Genomic DNA, 15,342 nt, shown 5'->3' on the forward strand with positions numbered 1-15,342 from the left:
CCCTGACAATCAGTGGGCGCGGGGCGGCAGATCGTCGGAGAACAGGTCGTCCTCGGCATCAGGGCTGACGGGAATCTTGTGTTCCTCCGAAGCCCAGGCACCGAGGTCGATCAGTTTGCAGCGGTCGGAGCAGAACGGCCGCTGGGGATTGGTGGCGGTCCATTCCACGGGGGCGCCGCAGGTCGGGCATTCAACGGTCAAGGGTTGGCTCATCAGTGGCCTCCACGCAAAGTCAGATAAAAGTGATGCAGACGCTCGACCTCGCTACGTAGCCAGGCCTGGTCGCGGTCGTTGACCAGCACATCGTCGGCATGGCGCAGGCGCTCTTCGCGGCTGGCCTGGGCCTTGAGGATGGCCTGCACCTGTTGTTCGCTGGTCTGGTCCCGTTGCTGGGTGCGCTGGATCTGTAGTGCCTGCGGAGCATCGATCACCAGCACGCGCTGGGTGTTCTTGTATTGCCCCGATTCGATCAGCAGCGGTGAGACCAGGATCGCATAGGGCGATTGTGCCTGGGCCAGATGGCTGGCGATCTCTTCGCCGATCAGCGGATGCAGCAGGGCCTCGAGCCAGCGGCGTTGTTCCGGCGCTTCGAAGATCAGCGTGCGCAGGGCGGCGCGGTCCAGTTGGCCGTCGGCTTGCAGCACACGGGGGCCGAAGTGTTCGACGATCTTTTCCAGCGCCGGACGACCGGGCTCCACCACCCAGCGGGCGGCGTGATCGGCGTCCACGGTGTGGATGCCGAGGTCGATAAAGTGTTGGGCCGCGGCGCTCTTGCCGCTACCGATGCCGCCGGTAAGGCCTAGAATCCAGGGTGTTGAAACGGCTGTGGTCATTTGAAACCGGCAAACTGCAGATAGGAAGCGGTTATTTGACCACCCCAGAGCAAGGCAATCCAGCCGGCAATCGCCAGATAGGGACCAAAGGGGATCGGCGTCGAGGTCTGGGCGTTGCGCAGGCGTAGCAGAATCAGACCGAGCACGGCGCCCACCAGGGATGACAGCAGGATGGTCAGCGGCAGGATCTGCCAGCCGCCCCAGGCGCCGAGCATCGCCAGCAGCTTGAAGTCGCCATGGCCCATGCCTTCCTTGCCGGTGAGCAGCTTGAACAGCCAGTAGACCGACCAGAGGCTCAGGTAACCGGCCACGGCGCCCCACAGGGCGGCGTCAAGGCTGGTGAAGAGGCCGAAGTGGTTGGCGATCAGGCCGAGCCAGAGCAGTGGCAGGACCAGGGCGTCAGGCAGGAGCTGGTGGTCGGCGTCGATCAGGCTCATGGCCAGCAGGCCCCAGGTCAGTACCAGCATCAGGGCGGTGGACCAACCGAAACCGAAATGCCAGGCGACAAAGGCTGAGAGCAGGCCGCAGGCCATTTCAGTGAGGGGGTAGCGCTTGCTGATGGGAGCCTTGCAGCTGGAGCATTTGCCGCGCAGCAGGGTGTAGCTGATCAACGGGAGATTTTCCCAGGCGCGCAGTTGATGGTTGCAGTGCGGGCAATGGGAATGGGGTAGCAGTAGGTTGTAGGTCGGGCCGGGCGCGGGTTGGGGCAGGCCGAGCACTTCGTGGGCCTGGGTGCGCCAGTCGCGGTCGAGCATTTTCGGCAGGCGCCAGACCACGACGTTGAGGAAGCTGCCGACGACCAGGCCGAGGAGCAGGGCGAAAAAAACAAAAGCCAGCGGTTGGCTGGCCAGGAAGTCGGGTAGGGGCATGTTCAGACTACTGAGCCGAGTTTGAAGATAGGCAGGTACATGGCGATCACCAGGCCGCCGACGATCACGCCGAGCACGGACATGATGATGGGTTCCATCAAGCTTGTGAGGCTGTCGACCATGTTGTCGACTTCGGTTTCGTAGTAGCCCGCCACTTTGTCGAGCATATCGTCCAGTGCTCCGGATTCCTCTCCAATAGCGGTCATTTGAATGGCCATGTTCGGGAATACACCAGTGCTGCGCATGGAGAAGTTCAACTGCATGCCGGTGGAGACGTCCTGCTTGATGCGATTGACTGCATTTTTGAAAACGATATTGCCGGTAGCTCCAGCCACGGAATCAAGTGCTTCGACGAGCGGTACGCCAGCAGCGAATGTGGTGGATAGAGTGCGAGCATAGCGGGCGACGGCGGATTTGTAGAGTAAGGGGCCGATGATTGGCATCTTCAGCAGTGTCCTATCCATCCAGTTACGAAAGCGTTCGGATGTCTTGTGCGCCCGTCTCAGACAGTAGATGCCTCCAACCAGCGCTAGAATAATGATCCACCACCATTCCTGCACTATGTTGGAGAGTCCGATCACCATCAGGGTGAAGGCCGGAAGCTCAGCGCCAAACCCCTTGAAGATCGCCTGGAACTGCGGCACGACCTTGATCAGCAGGATCCCGGAAACGATGATCGCCACGAGCACGACGGCAATGGGGTAGTTCATCGCCTTCTTGATCTTGGCTTTCAAGGCTTCGGTTTTTTCCTTGTAGGTCGCAACTCGTTCCAGCAAACTTTCCAGAGCACCGGCCTGTTCGCCCGCATCCACCAAGTTGCAGTACAGATCGTCGAAATACTCCGGTTGCTTGCGCAAGGAGGTCGCGAAGCTGTTGCCAGCGGCGACTTGTTGCTTGATGTCATCCACCAGTTTGCGCATGTTCGGGTTCTCGAAACCCTCGCCGATGATGTCGAAAGATAGCAACAACGGTACGCCGGCTTTCATCATCGTCGCCATCTGGCGGGTGAACAGCGCGATATCCAGAGGCTTGATACGTTTGCCTTTGCTGAAGATCGAATTGCTTTTTTTCCGCACTCGGCTCGGGTTGATCCCCTGTTTGCGCAGCTGTGCCTTGACCAGTGCCGGGTTGTGGCCGGTGAGCTCACCGGACATCTTGTTACCTTTCTTGTCGGTCCCTTCCCAGGCATAAAGGCTGATTTTGACTGCTTTGGTCGCCATGGTTTAGTCCTTGGTCACGCGGTTGACTTCTTCCAGGCTGGTCAGCCCTTGCATGGCTTTTTGCAGGCCTGAGGTGCGCAGGTCATTGAAACCATCCTTGCGCATCTGGGTGGCGATCTCGATGGAGTTACCTTCGGCCATGATCAGCCGTTGCAGGTCCGGGGTGTTCTTGACCACCTCGTAGATCCCGATCCGGCCTTTGTAGCCACCATTGCATTGCTCGCAGCCGACGGGCTCGTAGATCTTGAAGGTGCCGATCTTGTCCGCAGGGAAACCCTCCTTGATCAGGGCTTCTTCGGGGATATCGATTTCCTTCTTGCAGTAGCTGCACAGTTTTCGTGCCAGCCGTTGGGCGATGATCAGGTTTATCGAAGTGGCGATGTTGAAACCGGGAATGCCCATATTGTGCAGGCGGGTCAGGGTTTCCGCCGCGCTGTTGGTGTGCAGGGTTGAGAGGACCATGTGGCCGGTCTGGGCGGCCTTGATGGCGATCTCGGCGGTTTCCAGGTCGCGGATCTCACCGACCATGATAACGTCCGGGTCCTGGCGCAGAAATGAGCGTAGCGCCTGAGCAAAGTCCAGGCCCTGTTTCGGGTTGACGTTGACCTGGTTGATGCCTTCCATATTGATTTCCACCGGGTCTTCGGCGGTGGAGATGTTGATGTCCACGGTGTTGAGGATATTCAGGCCGGTGTAGAGCGAAACGGTTTTACCCGAGCCGGTCGGGCCGGTGACCAGAATCATGCCCTGCGGTTGTTTCAGGGCTGCCATATAGAGTGCTTTCTGGTCCGGCTCATACCCGAGTGCATCAATCCCCATCTGGGCGCTGGACGGGTCGAGGATCCGCATCACGACTTTTTCGCCCCACAGCGTCGGCAGGGTGTTGACCCGGAAGTCGATAGCCTTGGTCTTCGAGATACGCATCTTGATGCGTCCGTCCTGGGGTTTACGGCGCTCGGAGATATCCATGCTGGCCATGACTTTCAGGCGTGCGGCGATACGGCTGGCGAGATGGATCGGCGGTTTGGCCACTTCGCGCAGGATTCCGTCGGTACGCAGGCGAACGCGGTAGACCTTTTCATAGGGCTCGAAGTGCAAGTCCGAAGAGCCACCTTTGATGGCATCCAGCAACATCTTGTTGACGAAACGCACCACGGGGGCATCGTCGGCATCCTGGCCGGCGATCTGTTCGTTCTTCTTGTTCTCATCGACCGACTCGATATCCAGGCCTTCGAGGTCGACGTCCCCCATCTCTTCAAAGCCGCCGCTGTTACTGTCGAAAAACTTGTCGATGGCATCGGCGAGCTTGTCGTCCTCTACCAGGATGGCCTCGGTCGTGAGACCGGTGCTGAACTGGATATCGGTGATAGCCTGGTGATTGCTGGGGTCGGAAATGCCTACGAACAATTTATTGCCACGCCGCCAAAGTGGCAGGACGTGATGCTGGCGGATCAGCTTTTCGCTGACCAGGCCTTTGGGCTGGCTCTCTTTGTCGAGGCAGCTCAGGTCGAGCAAGGCGACACCGAAATGCTCCGAGGCAATTTCCGCGACCTGGCGGCTCTTGACCAGTTTGTTCTGGACCAGATAGCTGACGAGAGACACCCGAGTGCGCTGGGCCTGTTGATACGCCTGCTGAGCGTTCTTGTCGGTAATCAGCTCGGCGGCAACCAGTTGCTTGGCCAGACCGGAAAGGGCGATATCGTTCATTTGAGCACCAAACGCAAACAGTCGGAGTCTTATAGCGTAGTCGGGCGATAGTGCCAAATCGGGGGAGAGAAAGTGACAAAAAATGTCATGTTCTGTTGTTCTGGAGCAGAGGTCTGGACCTGAAAGGACTACGCTGGCGTGCCGCAGAGAAATGGCACGGGCTGTGCTTTGGCTAGTCGAGTCATCACGCCTTTGCTCACGTCTGGAGACGAAATATGAACGCTCAAAAGGGTTTCACCTTGATCGAACTGATGATCGTTGTAGCGATTATTGGTATTTTGGCGGCGATTGCGTTGCCGGCCTATAACACCTACACGCAGAAAGCGCGGTTTGCCGAAGTGATTTCGATTGCGGATGGCTACAAAGCTGCCGTAGGCGTCTGTATGAGCGATCTTGGAAACACGAACGGAGCCGGTTGCAGCACTAGCACCCAAGGTATTCCGGCTGCTGCTGCCGCGACAGGCAGTTTGGCCAGTGGTATGACAGTAACGAACGGTGTGATTAGTATGTCGGGTACCTCTGCTGCAGGTTCACATACTTTTATTCTGACCCCAACTATGGTGAATGGCGCAATTACTTGGGCTCAAACAGGTGATTGCCTTGCTGCTGGGTTCTGTAAGTAAGGAGTGACGTCGACTCGGGTTATTGAAAGAAGCCGTAAATGAAGCCAGCATTTTCTTTGAGAATGCTGGCTTTTAGTATGGGGTGGATTAAATAATTTTAAGTGTAGAGAATTCTATGGTATCGCGGCGCTTTGGCTTTCTGTTATTGTCAGTGTTGGCGGTTGGTTTGCTGCTTGTGCTGTGTTTACCATTTCTCAATAATGATCTGGTTTTTGATGATGAGCCATTTTTTAGGCTGGGTGCGCCCGCAGAGCTACTGGCCAGAGGCTTCCGCTTCTCTCCTAGGGAGTGGGTGTATGATTCTCTGGCGGCTAGCTTTGTCTACCTCAGTGATAAAATTGTCTGGCTGAGAGTAGAGAACCTTTTTCTTCATGGCTGTACAGCTTTTGCATTGTTTGGATTGTCGCGTCAGTTTTTGAAAAAGCTAGACTCACAGGGGGCTTTTTTTCTGAGTGTCGATGCTGCTGCATTTGTCATCGCTGTTTTATTTTCCATACACCCACTGGCCATCCTGACTCAAGGGTATCTCATTCAGCGGACCATAGTCTGTGCAACGCTCTTTGCCTTACTTGCACTATGGGCTTTTTGGCAGGGGCTTGAGGGAAAACGTTGGGCACTCTGGGTTTCCTGTCTATGTGTATTGTTGTCGTTGTATGCTAAAGAACATGCTGTAATGCTACCGGTACTGTGTTTTTTGTTATGGGTATTGCATCGCCGCAGTCGGTTCTATTCTGCTCTGAGCTCCAGAGAGATATGTTCAGTCTTATTGGTTCAAGGCCTGATTGCTATTTCAGTGGTGTTGTGGTCAAAAGGTGTGATTGGCCATGCTTACGAAATCATGAGCGATGAAGTGCTGAGCGACGAAAAGTTCCAGCCTGACGGCTCACTTTATCTGTTGAGTGTTTTGAATCAGGTAACTCTGTTTTTCAAGTATCTTTCCGTTTTGGTTTTACCTCAGGGCAAAACAATGGGACTGGATCTGCGGGTGCCTTTTCCTTTGAGTTACGCTGTATGGTGGATTTGGGCTGGAGTCGCAGGATTTATTATCTATGGGGCTTCGGCCTTTATGTTGCTTATTCGTGGCGGGAGCAAAGGACTTCTGGGTTTTGCATTGCTGTTCCCTTGGGTGCTATTTTCAACCGAGTTGGTCACGGTTCGCTTGCAAGAGCCTTTTGTACTTTATCGTAGCTATCTTTGGGTTCCCGGCGTGTTTATTGCTTTGGCATTGGCACTCCGGCGCCTTAAGCGTATCTACGTTGTGACCTTGGTTCCCGTTTTTGGGCTTTACTTTTTTGGGCTTTCTTATGACCGCTTGCTGTCATTGTCCACGCCATTTTTCGTATGGAGTGAGGCTGCACAGTATCTTGAGTCTCAGGGAGAACAACCCGGTATTTTTGGTGGTTATCGAATTTATTATAACCTTGGGACTGCTTACCTAGATGCCGGCTTTGTTGATCAGGCAATGGTGAGTTTTGATAAGTCTATCCTCTTGAAGCCAACTTATGCTTATGCCTACCATCAGCGTGGCCGAGCTTTTTTCCTGAAAAACGAATTGGAAAAATCCAAGCTGGACTATGAGCACGCTATCGAACTCAAGCCCAGCTACGCTAAGCCATACTTGAGTATGGCCGAAACCCTGAGAAGCCTCGGCGAATTTGATGAAGCGCAACGTTATCTGGAGCTCGGATGCAGCAAAGGCAATCAGCCGGCCTGTGAGCGGGCGCACCCCAAGCCTCTCTTAATGTTGGCTCCGAAATCCTGATCTATCTGTACACCGCTTGAAATGGAAATTCCGAGGTCGTAATGGACGCTGCCAGGACTGGGCGAACAAAGATTTGGCTGGTACTCGCGCTGCTTATCGCTGTCATGATGGTCTTTGGGCACGGTCTGGGCGGGCATACGCTTCAGCGTCTTGGGCAACTCGTCGTTGTCGGTACGGCAGTGGTTTTCCTTCTTTGCTGCCGAATGCCCCGGGCGTTCGGTCTTGTCGATCGGCCCACGCTCTTGGCCTGCGGGCTGATTTTGCTGGCAGGTATCGTCTCTTCCCTCTATGCGCATCAGCCACTCTGGGCACTCACAGAGGTCGCCTTGATCGCTGCCTCTTGCCGCTGCGCTGAAGCCTTTGCCTATATGCGTCGATCCAATGGGGTCTCCGCTGATCGACTGCTGATGCTGTTTGTCGTGTTTATCTGCGCCTTCAAGAGCTTTGATTTCCTGACATTGGCGTTCCGTTCGTTTTTCGCTGGCACAGGGATACTGGATACCGGTGGACTTCTGAGCGGGTTTTCCAACAAACGCTTCTACGGCCAGTTCCAGACCTTCACCTTGCCGCTTTTAGCGCTCCCACTTTTGCTGTCTACCACCAAGCGTTCAGCCCAAGCCTGGGTTTTCTCGCTCTTGAGTGTCTGGTGGCTGATTGCGGTAGCTGGCGGTACTCGCGGCACTTGGCTGGGTATGGGTGTGGCGCCCTGCGTGCTCTTCATCTGCGGTCACTCCGGCAGGCGCTGGATCACCTGGCAGTTGCCCGCTGTCGGGGTGGGTGTAACGCTCTACTGGCTGTTGTTCAGTGTCCTCGCCGGCTATCTCGGCATGGAGGTAAGCAACGCCGCCAGCGGGCGCCTGACCACCACGCTCTCCGACCGAGGTCCGCTCTGGCAACAGGCCTGGGACATGATCCGCGAGCGGCCCTGGCTCGGCTTCGGCCCCATGCACTTCGCTGATATCCACAACCCTATTGCTGCCCATCCGCATCAAGCCATCCTGCAATGGGCCAGTGAATGGGGCATCCCCTCCACTTTGCTGGTCATGGGCTTGGTTGGACGCGGCCTGTGGGCCACCTTGCGCCTCATCCGCGAGCGCGCGACTTCCGATGATCCAACTGACCTGCTGCGCCTGTGCCTGTTCGCCAGCCTGATCGGCGCCCTGACCCAATCCATGGTCGACGGCGTGATCGTGATGCCTTACTCCCAGCTCTGGCTGTCGCTGGTCGTCGGCTGGTTAGTGGCCCTGCATGTCTGGAAGCGCGAGCCGGCCAAACCCAATGCTTTTATCCATTGGTCGTGGATGGGGATCGGCACTGCCGCCGTGCTGTTCCTGGTCTATGTGGCGATCCGCGATGTTCCTCACCAGGACGAGCGCAACAAACTCTACCAACAGCAATATGGCGGCCATTTCCAACCGCGCTTCTGGACCCAGGGCGTGATTGCGATCAAGCCCGAGTAACTTGCCCGCAGCGGCATCGGATGCTAGCTTTAGCGCCACGCCGGTGTAGCTCAGTCGGTAGAGCAGCGCACTCGTAACGCGAAGGTCGTAGGTTCGATTCCTATCTCCGGCACCATATCAAGATCAGTTCGTATCAACCCATCCGAAGAATCCCCCTGGGCCAAGACCTTGCGGGGATTTATCTGCCTCAACCCATCCTGACCTTTACGCTTTTCCAGATACGGAAATCAGTCAGGCTCGTGTTCTTCGAGAGCCTTACCACGTCGAACCTGCAACACCTTCGATAGGGTGTTGCGAAGATGATTATCGACTACGCCAAGCAGACGTTTTCCATGCTCTTCAGGTCGGCCGCTGAATGAGGTCACATGGAAATACTCGTCATTATCAGGCGACGTCTTCGAGAAGTAGTAGTTGGACACGCAGCAGCGTGGGGTGTCGACGACGACCTTACTGACGGAATGCCATGAGTCACGGTTCGTATCCATGACGACCAGTCTGTTGAATGCGGAAACGATGGTCTTTTGTTTCTTGACCTTGGTATCCCACAGCTCAAAGTTTCCACCATTCTCCAGAACCCAGTCGGGGGTCACGTAATAGAGGAGGTTCAGGCGCCGATAAAGGCCTCGACCGCCGTCGTGACTGTTGTCGATGTGCGGGTTCAGAAAATTATCCTTGAACATCATCGACAAGCCGCCAGCGTAAAGGGACGGGTCGGGGATGATGCTCTCGACGCCAACCAGTTCGGCGACCTTGCCAACCACCTCCTGACTCTGCATGGCGTAGGTGACATCGCGCAGAATCTGCGGGCGATCAGCTAGATTGGCCAGGGTTTTCTTTTTTTCGCGGAACGATTGCTGGTCAAGAAAACCGTCAGCGTTGCGCGGAAAAGCGGCATAAATATCCAGGGCTATTTCTTCAGGAAGAAGGCCGTCGATAACGAAATGGCGCGTATGGGTGTCTTGCGGGTTGTTCCACTGATTTTGGATATCTGCCCGGCAGCCCTCAAGGCGCTCGACGATGAGTGCTGCGATGTCTTTGACGTCCATTTCGATTCCTGACTGACGTGATGGCTTATTCATGGCAGGCATTTTCATGTTGGGGGCCGGATTTATCAAACTATTTTGATTGGGGTACAGATCGGCTTGCTGGCGGTTGGGCCAGTGAGTCTTGTATCGCCTGAGCGGACGCCATCGCCAGCAAGCTGGCTCCTACAGGGGCTGTGTGCAACCCGAAAAATGTCGCCGCATTCACGTCCGAAAATGGCGAGAACAGCCCCATCACCGGTGCTAGTCTCTGCCCATGAACACGATTATTGCCTCCTCATTTCCCTCGGCCGATATCTGCGAAAAGGCCCGCCTGAGCCGCGATGCGCGCTTTGACGGAGTCTTTTTTACCGCCGTTCTCAGCACCCGGATCTACTGCCGTCCCGTCTGCCCGGCGCGTCCGCCCAAGGTCGAGAACGTGCAGTACTACCCGAGTGCCGCAGCCGCCGAGGCCCTGGGTTTTCGGCCCTGCCTGCGTTGCCGCCCGGAACTGGCGCCGGGCAACACTATCTGGCTGCACGGCGAACATCTGGTCGGCCGTGGGCTGAAGCTGATCCACGAAGGTTTTCTCGCCGAACAGTCCCTCGACGATCTCGCCGCCCGGCTCGATGTCGGCGCCCGGCAGCTGCGGCGCCTGTTCGTCAAACACCTTGGCGCTCCGCCCATCGCGGTCCATGCCACCCAGCGTCTGTTGTTCGCCAAGCAACTGCTGACCGAAACCGCGCTGTCGATTACCGAAGTGGCGCTGGCCTCGGGTTTCCAGAGTCTGCGCCGCTTCAACTCGGCCTTTGCCGAGGCCAACCATGCACCGCCCCGGGAGTTTCGCCGCAAGCCGTTGACCAATCCCAACAACGCACTGGTCCTGCGCCTGGGCTATCGACCACCCTATGATCTCAAGGCTGTGTTGGCGTTCCTCGCCAATCGTGCCTTGCCGGGCATCGAAGTGGTCGACGAGCAGGGCTACAGACGTGTGTTCGGCAATCGCGAGTCGCCCAGTTGGTTGCAAGTCAGCACCTGGCCGGACGGTGGTCATGCCTTGAAGCTGGAACTGTTCAATGTCCCGCCCGGCCAGATGTTGCCGGTGGTCACGCGGATTCGCCGGATGTTTGACCTGGATGCTGATCCGCAGGCCATCGCCGCTACCCTGGGTGCTAGCCCCGTGCTAGCGCCTCTGGTCGAACGCTATCCCGGTCAACGGCTGCCGGGTGGCTGGGATGGTTTCGAGATTTCGGTGCGCGCGGTGCTGGGGCAGCAGGTCAGTGTGGCGGCGGCACGTACCCTGGCATCACGGCTGCTGACTCGTTTCGGCACTGTTCTTGAGACACCGCCGGCACCCGGCCTGGATCGGTTGTTTCCGGCGCCGGAGCAGCTGGTCGACGCGGACCTGGGTTCAATCGGCGTGATCAGGACGCGCACCGCCACCATTCAAGGGATCGCCCAGGCCTTGCTCGATGGCCGGGTGAGTTTTCGTACAGAACAACGTCTCAATGATTTCGTCAAAAGCTGGGTCGCGCTCCCGGGTATTGGGGAGTGGACCGCGCACTACATCGCCATGCGCGCCCTCAATCATCCCGATGCCTTCCCGGCGGCGGATCTGATCCTGCGCCGCGAAGTGGTCAGGGATATGCCGTCCTTGAGTACCAAGGCCCTGGAATTGCTCGCCGAAGACTGGCGCCCATGGCGCGCCTATACGGTGATGTACCTGTGGCGTGGGGCGAGTGAGGCAGAATCGATACGCAGGAGTCAAAAATGACAGCAAGCCCGATTTACTACGACATCATCCCTTCGCCCATCGGCCCCATGATGCTGGTGGCCGACGACGATGGACTACGCGAGCTGCGCTTCGAGCTGGACTATCGGCCGCAGACGCCATCAGTTGGCTGGGTGCATGCGCCGGACAAACTGGCGCGGGTGCGTACGCAACTGGAGGAGTACTTTGTCGGCGAGCGCGTCGAGTTCGAGCTGAAGCTCAATATGCAAGGGACGGATTTCCAGAAAGATGTCTGGCAGGCCCTGGTGACCATTCCCTACGGCGTGACCACCAGCTATGGCGAAATTTCCCAGCAGATCAATCGACCCAAGGCTTCACGGGCGGTCGGGGCGGCCAATGGCCGTAATCCGGTGCCGGTGATCGTGCCTTGTCATCGGGTGATTGGCAGCAACGGCAGCCTGACCGGGTTCGGTGGCGGGCTGGCGGCCAAGCAGTGGTTGCTGGAGCTTGAGTCGCGGCGCTTTTCGTTGCGTTGAGCTGCTGGGAATCCAATCCCGGGGGGAGCTTGTCGGCGATGGCGATATTGCAAGCGCCGTCGAAAGACCAGCCTGCCGGCTGATCGCGAGCAAGCTCGCTCCTACAGTGGAGAGGGGGCTCAGGCTTTCTGTCAGAGACTCAGGCGCATCGACAGGTCCACTGCCTTCACATCCTTGGTCATGGCACCAATGGAGATGTAATCCACACCCGTCTCGGCAATCGGTCGCAGCGTGCTTTCATTGATCCCACCGCTGGCTTCCAGCTTCGCCTTGCCCGCATTCAGGCGCACCGCTTCACGCATATCGTCCAGGCTCAACTCATCGAGCATGATGATGTCCGCCCCCGCCGCCAGCGCTTCCTTGAGCTCGACAAGGCTTTCCACCTCGATCTCCACCGGCTTGCCCGGGGCGATCTTGTGCGCCGCGTTGATCGCCCGGGCGATCCCGCCGCACGCGGCGATATGGTTTTCCTTGATCAGGAACGCATCGTACAAGCCAATCCGATGGTTATGGCAACCACCGCAAGTCACCGCGTACTTCTGCGCCAGGCGCAGGCCCGGCAAGGTCTTGCGGGTATCCAGCAGCTTGACCGCGGTATCGGCGACCTGGTCGGCGTAATAGCGCGCATGGGTCGCGACCCCGGACAGCAACTGGAGGAAATTCAGTGCGCAACGTTCGCCGCTGAGCAGCGAGCGCGCCGGGCCTTCCAGGTGGAACAGCGGCTGGTTCGGCTGTACCCGGTCGCCATCGTGCACCTGCCAATGCACGGCCACCCGCGGATCGAGCTGGCGAAACACCGCATTCACCCAAGCCGTGCCGGCGATGGTCGCCGCGTCGCGAGTGATGATGGTGGCCTTGGCCAGGCGCTCGGAGGGGATCAACTGGGCGGTGATGTCGCCACTGCCGATGTCCTCGAACAACGCACGGCGCACGTTGGCTTCGATTTCGGCGGTCAGGTCGGCGAGGCGTAGATTCGGCATAACGGACTCCACAAACAAAGTGTCTCGATTATAGGGCCTGGGTGCCGCCCAACCCAAGGCGTGTGGCCGAGACTGGCTGCTCGGACTTTGCCTTTGGTCGCTTGCCGCGAGCGTTTTGCCCGTTCGACGGTCTATTTTCATATCGATATAAAAAGGCATTGCGGAGGCACTAGTAAAAGTGACATCTTTTACAAGATAATCTGCCTTGTAATTGACGTCATGGATTTGACGTTCGTGTGATTCCCCGATTATCGATAGCCGGTGAACGCCTGAGGTGTTCGCCGAGAAGCGGTCGTGGGCCATTTGGCTTACGCCCCGCACAGACCGATCTTTCACGCAGAACTGACAGAACCGCTGCGGCAGGAGGCTTTGATGCAAAATGACGGGAAGGTCGTGCCTTTGCACAAGGCCGCCGACGATCAAGCGACGCCGTCGCCGCTTGCCCGTTTGCCCGTGGTTCTCGTCCAGGTCCGTGACAAGGCCGCGCTGCAGCTCAAGCAGGGCTTGCAGGTGCTGTTCGATAATGCCGACGACACCTTGTTCGAAATGGCCGACAAGGCCCAGAACAACGTCGACCAGAACACCTTTTTCGAAGCCATGCGCGACCTGCGCCTCAAGCGCAAAAGCATCGAGCGCGGTTTTCTCGAGCGCTTTTTCGAGGCCTTTGATAGCCTTGGCCAGTACGACATCAGTGAGCCGACGCTGTCCACGGCGGTGTCCTACGAAACCCTGGCGCTGGTGCCCAACGATGAGTTGGAACGCACCGTGGCCCTGGACGCCATGGTCTCCAAGGTCCTCAGCCGCGACGGTTTTGCCCTCGGGCAACTCAGCACCCGCTTCAACGCCCTGATCGCCCGACGTGTCGACGACGCGAGCAATCCCATGGGTCCGGCGATGCTCTGCGGGTATTTCCTCGAGGCCGGGCGCAACCTCGGGGTGGAGATCAAGGTCAAGCTGATCATCCTCAAGCTGTTCGAGAAATATGTCCTCCGCGATGCCGACCAGTTGTTTACCGAAGCCAATCAATTGCTGATTGCCACCGGTGTGCTGCCGGAGCTCAAGGCCGCCCCGGCGCGCCGTGCCAGTGATCGCTCGGCGGCCAGCGCCCCTGGCCGGCAGTCCCCGAGCGCCGGCGCCAAGCCCCTGGATGAAAGCGTGCAAGAGGTGTTCGCCGCCTTGCAGGAGCTGCTGCTGCATGTGCGTGGCAGTGTCGCGCCCAAGCTTGAGGCCGGCTCCGAGGTCCAGCCGATTTCCACCAACGACCTGCTGCGTCTGCTCTCGCATTTGCAACAATATGTGCCGGAGCCCAATTCGGTGGAAGATTTCGACCTGCGCAACCAGTTGGAACAACTGTTGACCCGGGTCAGCGTAAAAAGCGGCAAGTCCCGGGTGGTCGGGGGCATGGACGAGGACGTGATCAACCTGATCGCCATGCTCTTCGAATTTATCCTCGATGACCGCGTCTTGCCGGACTCGCTGAAAGCGCTGATTGGCCGCTTGCAGATCCCAATGTTGAAAGTGGCGGTGCTGGACAAGAGCTTTTTCAGTCGTGGTAGCCATCCGGCACGACGGCTGTTGAATGAAATTGCCTCCGCCGCCCTGGGCTGGGGTTCTCGTGACGACTATCAGCGCGATGCTCTGTACGTGCGCATCGAACAGATCGTGCAACGGCTGTTGAATGATTTCGTCGACGATCCGGCGATCTTTTCCGAGTTGCTGGTGGAGTTCCTCGCCTTTACCAGCGACGAACGCCGGCGCAGCGAATTGCTTGAGCAGCGCACCCGCGATGCCGAAGAAGGTCGGGCCAAGGCCGAACAGGCGCGCCAGCGGGTCCAGGAAGTGTTGAACGAACGGCTGTTGGGTCGCACCTTGCCCGAGGTGGTGGTACGCCTGCTCCAGGAGGCCTGGAGCAAGGTGCTGTTGCTGACCTGGCTCAAGCAGGGCGAAGCGTCCGCCGAATGGCAGGCCGGTTTGCAAACCATGGACGATTTGATCTGGAGTGTCGAACCCCAGGACCCGGTCGATGCCCGGCTCAAACTGCTGGAGTTGGTCCCCGGTTTGCTCAAGGCCCTGCGTGACGGCCTGACCAGCGCCGCGTTCGACCCCTTCGCCACCAGCGAATTTTTCAGCCAGTTGGAAGGCCTGCATGTCCAGGTGCTCCAGCAGCTTGCCAGGAAGAGCGCCGAGCCCGTGGTGAGCACCCAGGCACCGGCGATGGTCGAGGTGGTGGAGGAGATTGTCCTCAGTGCGCCCCACGAGCCCCTCGCCGAAGACACCGCCTTCGAGTTGCCGGCCGATGACGCGGCACTGCTCTGGGTCCGGCAATTGCACATCGGCCAGTGGGTGGAAATCCGCGAGGACGCGGAGAACAGCCTGCGCTGCAAACTGACGGCGATCATCGAGCCGGGTGGCAAGTACATTTTCGTCAATCGCACCGGCCTGAAGGTGCTTGAGCGAACGGCCCAGGCCCTGGCCGTGGAGTTCCGCCGTGGCGCGGTGCGCCTGCTGGACGACGCCTTGTTGTTCGACCGGGCGTTGGCCTCGGTCATCGGCAATTTGCGGCGGATGACGACGCGCTGAGTGCGCCTTGCTTGTCCC

At 58.1% G+C, this 15,342-nt stretch carries 13 protein-coding genes and 1 tRNA gene; 7 read left to right on the forward strand and 7 right to left on the reverse strand.

Features of this window, described 5'->3' with window-relative positions; translation table 11 throughout:
- Positions 1-9: 9 nt before the first annotated feature.
- From yacG to pilB, 5 genes are read right to left on the reverse strand one after another with little or no spacing between them, the layout of a single operon-like run.
- Positions 10-213: a DNA gyrase inhibitor YacG gene (yacG, locus tag AC07VG_RS03550; protein ID WP_495020500.1), complete on the reverse strand. Its 204-nt coding sequence runs from the start codon at positions 211-213 to the stop codon at positions 10-12.
- Entirely contained in the window at positions 213-833 is a 621-nt protein-coding gene (gene coaE, locus AC07VG_RS03555; RefSeq protein ID WP_495020501.1) for a dephospho-CoA kinase, read from the reverse strand. The genes yacG and coaE overlap by 1 nt, the downstream gene beginning before the upstream one ends.
- The gene (locus AC07VG_RS03560; protein ID WP_495020502.1) at positions 830-1,702 is read right to left on the reverse strand and encodes a prepilin peptidase; all 873 of its coding nucleotides are present in this window, start codon (positions 1,700-1,702) and stop codon (positions 830-832) included. Before AC07VG_RS03560 ends, coaE begins: the two co-directional genes overlap by 4 nt.
- Positions 1,703-1,704: 2 nt before the next feature.
- Positions 1,705-2,922 (reverse strand): type II secretion system F family protein, encoded by a 1,218-nt coding sequence (locus AC07VG_RS03565; RefSeq protein ID WP_495020503.1) that lies wholly within the window; start codon positions 2,920-2,922, stop codon positions 1,705-1,707.
- Between the two features lie 3 nt (positions 2,923-2,925).
- Complete coding sequence (pilB, locus tag AC07VG_RS03570; protein WP_495020504.1) at positions 2,926-4,629, reverse strand: type IV-A pilus assembly ATPase PilB; 1,704 nt, start codon at positions 4,627-4,629, stop codon at positions 2,926-2,928.
- 215 nt (positions 4,630-4,844) lie between these two features.
- On the opposite strand from pilB, the gene AC07VG_RS03575 reads away from it, so the two are divergent.
- From AC07VG_RS03575 to AC07VG_RS03590, 4 genes are all read left to right on the forward strand, one after another.
- Complete coding sequence (locus tag AC07VG_RS03575) at positions 4,845-5,252, forward strand: pilin (protein ID WP_495020505.1); 408 nt, start codon at positions 4,845-4,847, stop codon at positions 5,250-5,252.
- Positions 5,253-5,367: 115 nt separating this feature from the next.
- Positions 5,368-7,014 carry a tetratricopeptide repeat protein gene (locus AC07VG_RS03580; RefSeq protein ID WP_495020506.1) on the forward strand — a complete coding sequence of 549 codons (1,647 nt, stop codon included), beginning with the start codon at positions 5,368-5,370 and terminating at the stop codon, positions 7,012-7,014.
- 326 nt (positions 7,015-7,340) lie between these two features.
- Positions 7,341-8,474: an O-antigen ligase family protein gene (locus AC07VG_RS03585; RefSeq protein ID WP_495020507.1), complete on the forward strand. Its 1,134-nt coding sequence runs from the start codon at positions 7,341-7,343 to the stop codon at positions 8,472-8,474.
- 39 nt (positions 8,475-8,513) lie between these two features.
- Positions 8,514-8,589: transfer RNA gene (locus AC07VG_RS03590), tRNA-Thr, on the forward strand.
- 112 nt (positions 8,590-8,701) lie between these two features.
- Here the strand turns inward: AC07VG_RS03590 and AC07VG_RS03595 are convergent.
- Positions 8,702-9,520, reverse strand: coding sequence for a 2OG-Fe(II) oxygenase (locus AC07VG_RS03595; RefSeq protein WP_495020508.1), 819 nt, complete (start codon positions 9,518-9,520; stop codon positions 8,702-8,704).
- 253 nt (positions 9,521-9,773) lie between these two features.
- On the opposite strand from AC07VG_RS03595, the gene AC07VG_RS03600 reads away from it, so the two are divergent.
- Both AC07VG_RS03600 and AC07VG_RS03605 read left to right on the forward strand, forming a co-directional pair.
- The gene (locus AC07VG_RS03600) at positions 9,774-11,270 is read left to right on the forward strand and encodes an AlkA N-terminal domain-containing protein (protein ID WP_495020509.1); all 1,497 of its coding nucleotides are present in this window, start codon (positions 9,774-9,776) and stop codon (positions 11,268-11,270) included.
- Complete coding sequence (locus AC07VG_RS03605) at positions 11,267-11,764, forward strand: methylated-DNA--[protein]-cysteine S-methyltransferase (RefSeq protein ID WP_495020510.1); 498 nt, start codon at positions 11,267-11,269, stop codon at positions 11,762-11,764. The genes AC07VG_RS03600 and AC07VG_RS03605 overlap by 4 nt, the downstream gene beginning before the upstream one ends.
- A 131-nt stretch (positions 11,765-11,895) precedes the next feature.
- Here the strand turns inward: AC07VG_RS03605 and nadC are convergent, their stop codons facing one another.
- Complete coding sequence (gene nadC / locus AC07VG_RS03610) at positions 11,896-12,744, reverse strand: carboxylating nicotinate-nucleotide diphosphorylase (protein ID WP_495020511.1); 849 nt, start codon at positions 12,742-12,744, stop codon at positions 11,896-11,898.
- 372 nt (positions 12,745-13,116) lie between these two features.
- On the opposite strand from nadC, the gene AC07VG_RS03615 reads away from it, so the two are divergent.
- Positions 13,117-15,324 (forward strand): DUF1631 domain-containing protein, encoded by a 2,208-nt coding sequence (locus tag AC07VG_RS03615; RefSeq protein WP_495004194.1) that lies wholly within the window; start codon positions 13,117-13,119, stop codon positions 15,322-15,324.
- Positions 15,325-15,342 lie beyond the last annotated feature (18 nt).

Source organism: Pseudomonas sp. GW821-FHT03C07, assembly GCF_059420925.1.